This is a genomic window from Deltaproteobacteria bacterium IMCC39524, assembly GCA_029667085.1.
GTDB lineage: Bacteria > Desulfobacterota > Desulfuromonadia > Desulfuromonadales > BM103 > M0040.
This window is the reverse complement of the sequence record JARUHJ010000009.1, coordinates 24669-37313: the sequence shown is the minus strand read 5'-3', so window position 1 is coordinate 37313 and position 12645 is coordinate 24669. Positions and strand designations below refer to the sequence as shown.

At 49.9% G+C, this 12645-nt stretch carries 12 protein-coding genes and 1 riboswitch; of the genes, 5 read left to right on the top strand and 7 right to left on the bottom strand.

The window, feature by feature from the left end; all coding sequences use genetic code 11:
• Window positions 1-260: 260 nt before the first annotated feature.
• The gene (locus tag P9J64_16320; GenBank protein ID MDG5469887.1) at window positions 261-1475 is read left to right on the top strand and encodes an ammonium transporter; all 1215 of its coding nucleotides are present in this window, start codon (window positions 261-263) and stop codon (window positions 1473-1475) included.
• A gap of 119 nt (window positions 1476-1594) precedes the next feature.
• Here the strand turns inward: P9J64_16320 and P9J64_16315 are convergent, their stop codons facing one another.
• From P9J64_16315 to P9J64_16285, 7 genes are all read right to left on the bottom strand, one after another.
• Window positions 1595-2029 (bottom strand): hypothetical protein, encoded by a 435-nt coding sequence (locus P9J64_16315; GenBank protein ID MDG5469886.1) that lies wholly within the window; start codon window positions 2027-2029, stop codon window positions 1595-1597.
• Between the two features lie 18 nt (window positions 2030-2047).
• The gene (locus tag P9J64_16310; protein ID MDG5469885.1) at window positions 2048-2551 is read right to left on the bottom strand and encodes a glycine zipper family protein; all 504 of its coding nucleotides are present in this window, start codon (window positions 2549-2551) and stop codon (window positions 2048-2050) included.
• A 229-nt stretch (window positions 2552-2780) separates the two neighbouring features.
• Complete coding sequence (locus tag P9J64_16305) at window positions 2781-3458, bottom strand: hypothetical protein (GenBank protein ID MDG5469884.1); 678 nt, start codon at window positions 3456-3458, stop codon at window positions 2781-2783.
• Window positions 3459-3526: 68 nt separating this feature from the next.
• Window positions 3527-4378, bottom strand: a complete 852-nt coding sequence (locus P9J64_16300) for an amino acid ABC transporter substrate-binding protein (protein ID MDG5469883.1) — start codon at window positions 4376-4378, stop codon at window positions 3527-3529.
• Between the two features lie 120 nt (window positions 4379-4498).
• Window positions 4499-6178 (bottom strand): TrkA C-terminal domain-containing protein, encoded by a 1680-nt coding sequence (locus tag P9J64_16295; GenBank protein ID MDG5469882.1) that lies wholly within the window; start codon window positions 6176-6178, stop codon window positions 4499-4501.
• A gap of 173 nt (window positions 6179-6351) precedes the next feature.
• Window positions 6352-6870, bottom strand: coding sequence for a DsrE family protein (locus tag P9J64_16290; protein ID MDG5469881.1), 519 nt, complete (start codon window positions 6868-6870; stop codon window positions 6352-6354).
• A 107-nt stretch (window positions 6871-6977) separates the two neighbouring features.
• Window positions 6978-7067, bottom strand: a riboswitch (cyclic di-GMP riboswitch).
• 52 nt (window positions 7068-7119) lie between these two features.
• Window positions 7120-8316, bottom strand: a complete 1197-nt coding sequence (locus P9J64_16285; protein MDG5469880.1) for a GGDEF domain-containing protein — start codon at window positions 8314-8316, stop codon at window positions 7120-7122.
• Window positions 8317-8561: 245 nt separating this feature from the next.
• On the opposite strand from P9J64_16285, the gene P9J64_16280 reads away from it, so the two are divergent.
• The 4 genes from P9J64_16280 to msrB all read left to right on the top strand — a co-directional run bounded on the left by P9J64_16280 (window position 8562) and on the right by msrB (window position 12622).
• Window positions 8562-9782 (top strand): alpha/beta fold hydrolase, encoded by a 1221-nt coding sequence (locus P9J64_16280; GenBank protein ID MDG5469879.1) that lies wholly within the window; start codon window positions 8562-8564, stop codon window positions 9780-9782.
• 295 nt (window positions 9783-10077) lie between these two features.
• Window positions 10078-11265 (top strand): chromate efflux transporter, encoded by a 1188-nt coding sequence (gene chrA / locus P9J64_16275; GenBank protein ID MDG5469878.1) that lies wholly within the window; start codon window positions 10078-10080, stop codon window positions 11263-11265.
• 133 nt (window positions 11266-11398) lie between these two features.
• The gene (locus P9J64_16270; GenBank protein MDG5469877.1) at window positions 11399-11908 is read left to right on the top strand and encodes a CIA30 family protein; all 510 of its coding nucleotides are present in this window, start codon (window positions 11399-11401) and stop codon (window positions 11906-11908) included.
• Between the two features lie 318 nt (window positions 11909-12226).
• Window positions 12227-12622, top strand: a complete 396-nt coding sequence (gene msrB, locus P9J64_16265; GenBank protein ID MDG5469876.1) for a peptide-methionine (R)-S-oxide reductase MsrB — start codon at window positions 12227-12229, stop codon at window positions 12620-12622.
• Window positions 12623-12645: the final 23 nt, after the last annotated feature.

Genomic DNA, 12645 nt, shown 5'->3' with positions numbered 1-12645 from the left:
TATCACATCTGCCCACTCTCGGCCAACGACCGCAAGAGATTTAAAACAACCTCTCTCTCATGAATCAACTCAAGCTGCCTATTTAAAAGGCCGCTCTTGCCTTTCAATTAGGCACAAATGTATAGCACGCTTAGAAACAAAATCATAACTACCTGTTTTTACACAATTCAAGAACGGCACAGGTATTGAATTATGCAGTGCAGCACAGCTTGGACAATGGTGTCTGTAGCTGGTAGCACAAGACGAGGAGGTCTTCTTTCATGGATTCAGCAGTCCAATCTCTTACCAATTCCGGCGATGTTCTATTTTTAATGCTCGGCGCTGTCATGGTTTTCGCCATGCATGCCGGCTTTGCCTTTCTCGAAGTCGGTACTGTCCGGAAGAAAAGCCAGACCAACGCTCTGGTGAAGATCCTTACTGACTGGTCTGTCTCCACCGTCGTCTACTTCCTGATCGGCTACCCGATCGCTTACGGTATTCACTTCTTCATGTCAGCAGAGAGCTTGCTCGGCGCCAACCAGGGCTACGAACTGGTCCGCTTCTTCTTTCTGCTCTGTTTTGCAGCCTGCATTCCGGCAATCATCTCCGGGGGCATAGCCGAGAGAGCACGTTTCTGGCCCCAGGTTCTTGCCGGAGCTGTCTTTGCGGGGCTCACCTACCCTTTCTTTGAATCGTTGATCTGGGGTCAAAACAGCTCCGGCCTGCAAGCCTGGTTTGAAGGGACTTTCGGTGCCCCTTTCCACGACTTTGCCGGCAGTGTTGTGGTGCATTCCATGGGCGGCTGGCTGGCTCTCCCTGCCGTCCTGCTGCTTGGCCCCCGGATGGGTCGCTGGGTTCGCGGCAAGAGTCATGCGATTCCGGTCAGCAACATTCCTTTTCTCGCACTAGGCAGCTGGATCCTGGCCATCGGCTGGTTCGGATTTAATGTTATGAGCGCCCAGAGTCTGAACGGCATTTCCGGCCTGGTCGCGGTCAACTCGCTGATGGCAATGGTCGGTGGTGTCATCTTCGCCGTCGTCGCCACCAAGTGTGACCCCGGCTTCGCTCACAACGGCGCCCTCGCCGGCCTGATCGCCATCTGCGCAGGATCTGACCTGGTCCACCCTTTCGCGGCTTTCCTGATCGGTGGTATCGCTGCCCTGATTTTTGTCTACGGCTTCGTCTGGGAACAGGAAAAACTTAAAATTGATGATGTCCTGGGCGTCTGGCCGTTGCATGGCATCGTCGGCACCTGGGGCGGAGTCGCTGCCGGCATCTTTGGCTACACAAGCCTCGGCGGCCTCGGTGGGGTCTCTTTCATGTCGCAGCTGGCCGGAAGTCTGCTAGCCATCGCATATGCGCTGGTCACAGGCTTTGTCGTCTATGGCGTCATTGTGAAAGTCTTCGGCTTCCGTCTTGATGAAGAGCAGGAGTTCAATGGCTCCGACATCTCTATCCACAAGATCGGTGCCTATCCTGAAGACAGCGTCAGATAATATTTTTAAAGCTTTGAGTTACAAACGGCCACCGGGAAATCCCGGTGGCCGTTTTTTTTAAGGGGCTAGCAACACCTGTGTGGGAGCGTGTATTTCTCCCCTAAATAAACATCGTCGCATCAAGGCTGGGTACATGCCCCAAAAATGAGAAAACCAGCCTTCTCTCGGGATGCCGAGAAAATCATCCGGCCATCATCCTCATCGATCGACATGGTCCAGCCAACCGCATCGTCCTCCCCTTCAAAGCCATGTTCCGCCCCCTGCAGAAGAAGTTTGCCATCAATATGAGTCACCATCTGAATCTTTGTCACGCGTGAGTCATCTTCTGCTTGAGGAACACGGATCGTTTTATCTGCAACATTAACTTTGACAAAATAAGGCAGGTTGACACTGGACGCTTCGCCGTTGATGCACTCACCATCAGAACTACACTCGATGACATCGATAATAGAGCACAAGAGGGGTTCAGAACCATCCAGGCTTGAGGCAAACGCGTAGGAGGCCAGGAGCGAAAATGAACAGATCATCAAAGTAAACAACTTGAGGGTTTTCATCGTATTTCTCTCCTTAGGTTATCTGACAGAATAGCCACGGCCTTCCATACATGCCGCATAAGCCCTATTGTAACTGGTACGCCCCTGTGCGTACTGGTTGACCTGCTGCTGCTCCCAGTTTTTACGTTGTTGTTCCTCTTGCCTCACCTGATCGTTGCGTCGCATGCCGCCAACCAGGGCACCCGTAGCTGCACCAGCCTTAAGTCCCTTTCTTGTGTCACTTTTCGAATTACCGGCTATCGCGCCAACAGCTCCCCCAAGCAGCGTCCCACGCACAGCACCCGATGCAACTCCGCCCTTCGGCGCTTCTTTGGGTGGCGGAGGCTCAGATGTTGTCGGTAAAGCCATCGGATCAAAACCACTTTGATTTTTCGACCAGCTGTAGCACTGAAATTTGTCCTGTTCCATCTGCTCATTACTCTGTCCCTGGCTGGGGTAGATAACCATCTCCTGAGCCAGAGCTGAACCAGACAGGAGCAGAAGTGTCGCAACAGCATAGACAGCGATCTGTTTCATAATCATTGTTATCTCCTTTCAATATGTGTCTGCTTGGCCATTTATGACTTACATTAAGATCAGGACACCGTCCGTGCACCGATCCGGCGCCACAACCTCAGGCTGGTCACCACCGAAAGCGGCCTTGAACGTCCTGTTTCATTTCAGTTCGGCTGAGAACTGAGTTAATTCAAAACCATACCAGGAAATCCGCACCTTGCCTGCCAGGCTAAGCTTTTGTTGCCAAGTAAAGGGGTCAGATAAGACCTTTTTTCTTTAAATCTTTCGCCACCTGCTCCACATAACTCTGCATCATTGCATCAATGCTTCCTTCCATGGCAGTTTCAAGTTGCGCCGACCAGATCAACTCTTCGGTTATCAAGTCGTACATAACAGACTCTACGGTGAGGATAATGAATTCGTTTTCTGATGGAGGCGTATAAAAGACATCATGCCTGCGACCATAATAACTCCCCCAGCTGTTGTAATAGGGAGGGCGGGCGTAACGTCCTCGGCCTCCGTAGTATGGCCCCGGAACATATCCGGAATATCCGCCATGTGTGATCACGGTTTCCTTGCGTTGACCGATCAGCCTTGTCAACAGGACTGAGTCACAACCCTTTTCTGCCATTTTTTGTGCAAGGGTCTCTTTATCGACTTCCGAACTGGTCATAATATCTCTATAGCTTGACTCTGTTGACACACCCATACTGAAAAGATGGTTACTAAAAGAGTCTTCGAAAACCCTCCGGTTCATCTCGTCCTTGGCAATACCGACCAGGTAGATTTTCTTGACCTCACCCTTGAAATCAGGATTTGTCCAGGAACCGGTGATATCGGTTCTGGAGCATGCAAACAGTATAAAAACAGTACAGATCAGGCCCAGAATTTGTAGAACCTCTGTTATCGTTGTTTTTCCAAACTTTATCGTCATCGAAAAGGCCTCATGTTGCATAATAGTCCTGCCAACCTTACTGAAAAGAGAACCTGGATTCTGAGAACCTATTCAGGTATGGCGTTAAGCTGGATCAAGGCATCAAAGGCAGAGGACCGTTGCTTGGCGAATTGACCGAACCAATCATCATAAATTTTCAGGATTTTTTTGGAGCGGTACAGGTCAGAAATCACGCGATCGGCGGCAAGTCTGAAATCCGCATCATTTCTTCTTAAAGCCAGGGCTAAAGGTTCATACGAAAAAAGGTCGGGCAGAATCGAATAACTTTTTGGATGTCCTGAGATCAAGGCCATGCCGATGAGCACAACTTGATCAGCAGCAAAGGCATCAATGTCACCTTTATCGAGGGCCTTGAGAGCGTCTTCCTTGGATTTGACGAAGACAATATCTGCTTTCACCTCTGCATCGGTGAGGAGTTTTTTCAAAGCTTTCGCAGTGGTTGTGCCTTTGGAGACACCTATTTTCTTGCCTTCAAAATTATTCCTGATTTTCGTTTCCTTCAAGGCCATGAAGGACGCTCCCGTCACGAAGGTCAGTTGAGTAAAATCAACAATCTCTCCACGGGAAATGGTTTTCGTCGTCGCTCCGCATAGGAGGTCAATCTTGTTGTCTGCCAGGGCAGTAAAACGATCTTCCGATGTCACCGGCACGTAGTGGCTTTTCACCGCGACACCGAGAATTTTTTCTACCTCGCGGACAACTTCAGCACAGAGGTCGATCGAGTAACCGATGGGTAAGCCGTCCTTGCCAAGAAAAGACATGGGCGGCATCGTCTGTCGATACCCAATTCTTATTTCCCCGGATTTTTCAATCTGTTGGAGGGTTCCTGTTAACTCGTGCGCGGAGAGAGGATGAGAGAAAGAAGCAATGATTAAAGCAATGATAAGAATACATCTCATGATGGTTTCCGCCTCCTTAAGAGCTCTTTGTATTACATAGGGTTATGGAATAATATCGTAACATTCGTTAAGTACTTGGAATTATAACATTTAATGCGCCGAGCATTCTATACTTCGATTTTAAAGTGTCATCAAAAAAGTTCCAGCAAACGTCAGCAATACGTTGGCAAACGTATAGGTTCCGGCGTAGCCGAGACCCGGGAGCTGACTTTTGGCGGCCTCATTGACTACGCTGAGAGATGGAGTACTGGTCATAGCTCCAGTGATGCTGCCAAGCAGGAGGGCCGGATTCATTTTTAGAACCTTGCGGCCAAACAGGTAGCCGGCCATGACCGGTGACAAGGTTAGAACCACACCACAGAGGAACAAGCTCGGTCCAACGGATGTTAAAGCCTCTCCCATTCCTCCTCCAGCTTTAAGTCCAACACTGGCCATGAACATCATCAAGCCCAGCTCCATCAACAGGTAGCGCGCCGCAGCAGGGAGTCGGCCAAATGTTGGATGGACAGATCGTAAATAACCAATCAGTATTCCGGCCAGTAACAAGCCTCCCGCACCACCTAAGCCAATTGACAGGTTTCCAACCTTGACCAGGATCACGCCGAGGACAATACCAAGGACAATCCCAAAAGAGAAAGTCATCAGATCGGTCTCTTCGACCTCAGCATCGATATGGCCAACCTGGCCAGCCAGAATGCGGATGCGGTCCTCTTCGCCGGTGACATGCAGCCGATCGCCCTTATTGATCAGTAGATTGTCGTCATAAGGCAAATCAATTGCCGCCCTGGTTATTCCAGAAATGAAGCAGCCATAGCGATCAGTGATCTCCAACTGTCCGAAAGGCTTACCGACTACGGCTGGATTAATGGCAACCAGCTCGTAAGTTTTAATGTTGTAATCAAGAAGTTCGGCATCAAGAACCTCGCGATGTTTGCGCTCAGTCTGGAGCCTCTGATGATCTTCCAAACTGGCGATAATGGATGCGATATCCCCTTCCTCGACCACAAAGTCAGGTGTCGGTTCAAAGAGCTTTTTGCCACGCCGGATCTGCAAAATTTTCCCGGAGATCAGAGCATCCTGCTTTAACTGGGCAATGGTTTTACCAACGACGCTGCTCTTGGCTTGGTAAGCACGGATAATCGGAAGTGTGTCTATGCGGCTTTTTTTCCTGCCGTTGCCAGAAGCCAACCCTCTCTCCTTAGCAAGATCTTTGGCCGATTGGGGGAGGTCAAGTCTGATCAACTGCGGAAAATAGCGAATGAAAACAATCATGCCTACCGTGCCGAAGATATAGGTAATGGCATAGGCGATACTGATATTGCTGGCTGCTGTTTCTGCAGTCATTCCTTCCGGGAGATTAACCAGGCCACTAACGATAGCATCCTGAGCACCGGCAAGAGTTGGTGTACTGGTGAGACTGCCGGCCAACATACCGGCAGTCATGCCATAATCGAAGTTGAGCCAACTCGAAAAAGACAGTGCGAGGGCAACGCTAAAAACGGCAACAAAAACCGAAAGAGCGATGTATTTCGGGCCGTCCTGAAGGAAAGCGCTGAAAAAACGCGGGCCGGCCTGCAAACCGACCGAAAAGATAAATAGTGAGAAACCAAACGTCGCAGCGCCCGAGACATCAGGAAAACCAAAGTGACCAAACAACATGCCGGCGAGAAGGACTCCAGTAGTATTGCCAGCGGAAATACCACCAATTTTTAGATTGCCAATCAGGTAGCCGATGCCAATAACCAGGAATAACAGCAATGTGACATTCTTATGTGCAAGGTCGAATAGATCTAATTCCATGAAAGTCTGCTCCAGCGCTGGGTAATTTTGTGGTCAAGTACTTACAACCACAGTCCTTTTCCCAAAAAACCGCTCTCTCTATAAATACGCACGAACCTGCACATACCAAGACACAGCTAAGTATACTCGTCAATATGTTGAGGTCAAAAAAAGGGATGTCTTAATGGAATGACTTAAGGGATGCGGACCACGGCATAATCCTGCATCTGGTAACCGACCACCGAAACGAAACCGTTATCCACGCGATCGATCTCCGGCATGATCGTGGCCTTGTCTACACCCAAAACCTTGGCTGCATAAAGGCAGACCTCCAAAGTTACGCCATCTTCCTTCATCTGCCGGAGTGTTGCCTGGAATTTTTCCACCTCGGCCCACTCGGCGCTGTTGAAGGGTGACCGATCAGATGAAAGCAGCTTCACCACGGGCCCATGAAAGACGATGACAACATTGGGTGTTCCGGAAAGCGCCTTGACTTCATCCGCCTCGTAGGCATTTTTCACGGCCCAAAAAACGAGATTGGCAATCTTGGGGTTTCCCTGGCTCACTTCGAAAACCGCGTCGTAGTCCTTGACGCCCTTCAACGCGTTGTCATACCCCCCCGCTAAGGCAGATGTCGACAAGGTTGTGACGAAAACGACCGTAAAAAACAAACATGTAATTAGCTGGATTATGTTGTAGTTTCTAGTGCTCATAACGTATCTCCTTATTAACTGTGACAAGCCTTTGTTTTGCGCAATCGAACTCTGAGTCCTATCGAGATTGCCAACAAAAAAGCCGAACTCACCGAAAGTATTTGTCTTTCGGTAGCTCGGCTATCTTTATTAAGTGATTGAAGAGAAGACCCGTGGCTTTCCGCCCCTGTCTTACGACTGGTTTGGCTTTCTCGATGACTTGGACAACCATTCTAGCGCCAATAGATAACTTGTCAAGTCATCTATTAGTCACGCCTTACGGACCTGGTTACGACCGCCTTTTTTGGCTTTATAGAGAGCCTGGTCAGCGGCCTTAATCAGCTGCTCGGGAGTCGTGTTTTTATCATCACGTGTCGCCACTCCAATACTCACGGTCACCTGCAACTTGCCTTTTCCTGAATCTTTAGTCTTTTGGCCTTCAGGTCTTTTCTTTGGCCTTTTACGACCTCTCAACACAAAGCCAGCCCTGGAGATTGTCTCACGCAGTTCTTCGAGGTGCGGCAAGGCACGCTCCAGATCCTTGTTCGGGAAGATCACAGCAAACTCCTCGCCACCATAACGATACGCCCTTCCACCTCCAGAGACCCGCCGCAGGCAAGTTGCTACCATCCGCAGGACCTGATCACCCACGTCATGACCATGGTTATCATTCACCTTCTTGAAGTGGTCCACATCGACCATGGCCAGGGTATAACGACGCCCCACCTTGAGCAGGAACTCCTTCATCGCCCGACGTGCAGGGAGGCCGGTCAATTCATCGTTGAAGGCCATCTTGAAGCTGCTCTCGATCAAGGCAATCGTCAGCAGGAAGATCGCAACGCCACCCCAGAAAGAAAAATCCTGCGGCCAACAGAATCCGGCAATCGTCGCAGCCAGAGCCCAGCAGAAACTGGATTCGAGGGCCTCGATTTTCTTGCAGAAGCGAACCAGTAACGCGAGGAGACTCAACAGGGCAATAAACAGAGATATCTGAGAGAGAGGAAGCTGGTTCAGAAAAGAACTCTCAATGAGATGAAGGCCCAACCAGGCCATTATCTCTCCGGCCCGAGTGAAATAGAGCCACAAAACGCAACCGAGTTGCAGCAAAATGGCAACCAACCGCAACAGACCATGTATTGTAAACAGGCCACGCTCCGACCACCAGCTAAAGAGCGCCAGGTTCAACGGCACCAGAACCGGAGCAACCAGCAGAACGTATTCGCGCGCAAAAGGCGCTGTCAGAGCTAAAGCGCGTTCAACGAGAATCAGGAGTGCAATTGCCCAGAGCACACGGGTGCGGTTGAAACGCCAACCAAGGAAGAGCCCGGCAACCACTGCCAGATAAGGAAACATCTCAAGCAGAGGGAGCCATGTAGAGGGAACCGAGGCCTTGATCTGCAGATAAACTGCTGCAGAGAATAGTGCCCCGGGGACAATCAGGAGTAGAAGAGCTCTCAATAATTGCATGGTAAGTGAACGACATCTCCATAGAATAAAAAGGCATGATAACTTAACACGACAAGGTTTTCACTACCAGCACAAGAGAAAACCGGCACGTTGAACCAGTCACCAACCTCCCTTTCAGGCATAATGTTTACATCCCCTTAATAATAGACAGCATAGTTGAGCATAATGGTAACATGTCAAGACATGACCATGGCAGTTGGGTGCATCTATTAGCTGAGGATTCCTAGAGAAACAGGAGGCATCTCATGAAGTCAAAGAATATTCATTTTTCAAACCATCGTGGCGAGAGACTTTCGGCCACACTGGATCTCCCCGAAGACGAATCACCAATAAGTTACGCCCTGTTTGCCCATTGCTTTACCTGTACTAAAAGCATCAAAGCAGCCGTCAATATTGCAGCAGCGCTCAATCGCGAAAAGATTGCCGTACTGCGATTTGATTTCACGGGCCTTGGCCAAAGCGAAGGAACCTTTGCTGACACCAATTTCTCAACCAACGTTGCAGACCTGATTTTAGCTGCAGAATACCTGTCCAGTGAATTTCAGCCGCCACAAATTATCATCGGTCATTCTCTCGGAGGAGCAGCAGTCATTCAAGCGGCAGAGAAAATCCCTTCGTTGCGTGCTGTTGTCACGATAGCCGCCCCGCATGACCCCGGACATATCGCCCATCATTTTGAAAATATGCGACAGCAGATTGAAGAGCACGGTTCTGCAGAAGTTGATCTTGCCGGTCGTAAATTCACCATCAAAAGACAATTTCTGGAAGACCTTGAGATGCAAAAGCTCGACACGCACATCAAATCTCTTAAAACCGCATTGATGGTGATGCACTCAGCAAGGGACAAAACGGTCGGCATAGAAAATGCCGCGAACATCTACAAAGCGGCAAAGCACCCCAAAAGTTTTATCAGCCTTGATGATGCCGATCATCTCCTTCTGAAAGAGGAGGATTCTTTATATGTCGGCATGATGATAGCGGCATGGAGCCATCGATATATTGACATCCCTGGGCTAGGAGAAAATGAAAAAATCGATATTGATAACCGGGTGACTACGAGCACGGGTAACGAAGATTTTTTTACAGAAGTCTTTGCAAACGGTCATGCCATGATTGCGGATGAGCCTGTCAAATATGGCGGCACAGATCGCGGGCCAACGCCTTACGACTATTTGTTGGCAGGACTTGGCGCTTGCACCAGCATGACTTTGCAAATGTATGCTCGAAGAAAAAACCTGCCATTAGAAAAAGCTGTGGTCCGCATGACACATGAGAAAGTTCACGCGAAGGACTGCGACCACTGTGAAAGTTCGGAGGGGAAAATCGATCGCGTGGAACGTGAGATAGAACTATTGGGTGAGCTGAATGACGAACAGCGACAACGCCTGCTTGAAATCGCCGAACGTTGTCCTGTACACAAGACTTTGCATAGCGAAGTCGACATTATTTCAAAGTTGAAGAACTGACGGGAGAATCAAGCCATTCTAAAGAAATGGATGCGAATTGAATCCATTTTATCTCTAGAAAAACAAACCAGGGAAAATATTTACGCCTCTGTCCTATGGACATTTCCCTGACAGGTGTTATGAGTTAAATATCATCACTCTGCTGCCTTTTGTAGGTCCCTCCTTTTTTAGGCGCAGAGACTTTGCCCTGCCGCCCCCCCCTGCTGGCAGGGCTTTTTTTGAAAAACTCATCAGCGTATTGCAACTCTAAGGTAAAGATACGAAGTAAAGCATACGCAACAGGTAAAATTGAGACATGCAGAAGCTTACAGCCACGCAAGTTTTCCTAGCCTTTCTGAAGCTTGGCCTGACGTCTTTCGGCGGACCGGTTGCACATCTTGGTTATTTCCGTAATGAGTTCGTCGAAAGAAGGCGCATCATGCAGGACGCAGCCTACGCCGATCTCGTTTCCCTCTGTCAATTTCTTCCCGGACCAGCCAGCAGTCAGATCGGCATCGGCATCGGCATCACCCAGGCGGGCCTGCGTGGTGGCATCGCCGCCTGGTTTGGTTTCACCCTGCCCTCAGCCATCGTCTTGATTCTTTTTGCTTATGGAATCGCCGCACTCGATGAATCGGTGGTTCAAACAGGTTGGCTGCACGGCTTGAAAGTCGCAGCCGTTGCCGTAGTCGCACAGGCCATACTGGGTATGAGCAGAATGTTGTGCCCCGATTGGCCGAGGAGAAGCGTTGCGATATTCGCAGCCCTCCTCACCCTTATCCTTCCTGGCATCCTTGGCCAGATGACGGCGATCGGCTGCGGTATGATCCTGGGTTTATTCTTTCTCAGTTATGAAGCATCAAACGATCATCCCCCCCATCTCTTCACCTTAAGCAAAAAAATCTCAGTGATCAGCCTCGTCCTCTTCTTTGCCCTGCTGCTGTCTCTGCCTATCCTTGCTCAACAAGGTTCGCAAGCTCTTGCTCTGGTTGACAGCTTCTACCGTTCCGGGGCCTTGGTCTTCGGCGGCGGGCATGTTGTTCTGCCCTTACTGAAAGCAGAGGTTGTTAATCCAGACTGGATCAATCAGGATATGTTTTTGGCAGGATACGGAGCCGCCCAGGCCGTGCCAGGCCCCCTTTTCACCTTTGCCGCCTACCTCGGAGCAGCAATGAACACGGCGCCAAGCGGTTGGTTCGGCGGGCTCTTATGCTTGCTGGCAATTTTTCTACCATCATTCCTTCTGGTCACTGGGATTCTCCCTTTCTGGGAGGACCTGCGTAAGAATCCCCGCGTCAGGAAGGCGCTGGTCGGCGTCAATGCAGCAGTCGTCGGGCTCTTGCTATCAGCCTTCTACGACCCTGTCTGGACCAGCGGGATTCTCTCTGTCTCGGACTTTGTTCTCGCCTTGCTGGCTTTCGGGCTGCTGGTTTATTGGAAAACACCACCATGGATCGTGGTGGCTGCAACCGGTGTGGGTGGCGCCATCATTTCTTATTTGTGAGTTATCGGAGAACTGATTTATTACACCCGAAGCAGGAGCGTCTCCAGGATTGACATTGGCCCGTGAGTCGCGGTAAAAGCCTTGCCTGTAGGCAACAATTTTATGCAGCAAATATAATCCACGGAGAAAAAGAATGAGCCATTCATCCAACAACATGATTCTGGATTTCACTGCACCATCGACATGCTCATGGGACGCTGTTGACGACCGCATCATGGGCGGAAGGTCCCTGAGTCAGCCACAGTATATCGACGGCGTTGGCTTACGTTTTTCCGGTGATGTCTCCTTCGAAAACAATGGCGGCTTTGCCTCGATCCGATCAAACACAGAGCAATATGATCTGTCTACTTACTCCGGCCTCACTCTCCGCCTGCGCGGCGACGGCAAAAGCTACAAGCTCAGTTTGCGTACAGATCACTTTTTCGACGGCGTCAGCTACCAGGCCACCTTCACCACAGGAAAAGACACCTGGCAAGAGATCACCCTGCCCTTTGCAGATCTTACCCCGACCCATCACGGCATCAAGCTTTCGACAGTTCCCCCTATGGACGCCGCCAAGGTAACAAGTTTCGGCCTGTTTATCTCCGATCGACAGGAAGGCCCCTTCCAGTGTGACATTGCCTGGATTAAAGGCGTAGTCTAAAAGTTTGCCGCAAAAACGCCACCGGGGCAAAACCCCGGTGGCGCCATCATTCTCGCCACTTTTCCCAGCGCCCCCTTCTGCAACAAATAACGAGGTATGTTAGGATAAAATCATGGTTCGAAGCGCACATTTGTTTCGTTGATTTTACAAGAAAGCCTGCTTGCGATGGAGGAGCCTATGCTTCGCCGAACATTTATAAAAACCTTATCAACGGGTGCCTTTATCTCCATGTGCGGTGGCCTTGGAACGGTTGGCAACCTGTTTGCACAAGATGCAGGTCAGATCAAGGTCTGGTCCGCCGCTAAAGGAACATTCATTATGGTCAGAAAAATAAATAAAACAGAGCAGGAATGGAAAGAAATTTTAACTCCCGTGCAATTTGACGTGACCAGGAAGCATGGTACAGAGCGTGCTTTTACCGGAGAATACGACAAGTTTTATGAAGCGGGTATTTACCAGTGTGTCTGCTGTGGCCAGGACCTCTTTCACTCGGAGCATAAATTCGACTCCAAAACAGGTTGGCCCAGCTACTACAAACCAATCGCAATAGAGAACATCGGCATATCAAAAGACCGCAAGTGGCTGATGGTGCGCAATGAAGTTCACTGCAGTCGCTGTGAGAGCCACCTGGGCCATGTCTTTGAAGACGGCCCGAAACCGACCGGGCTACGCTACTGCATCAATTCTGTGTCGCTTAAGTTTTCCAAGGCTTAGCCATACGAAATCTTAAATCTCTT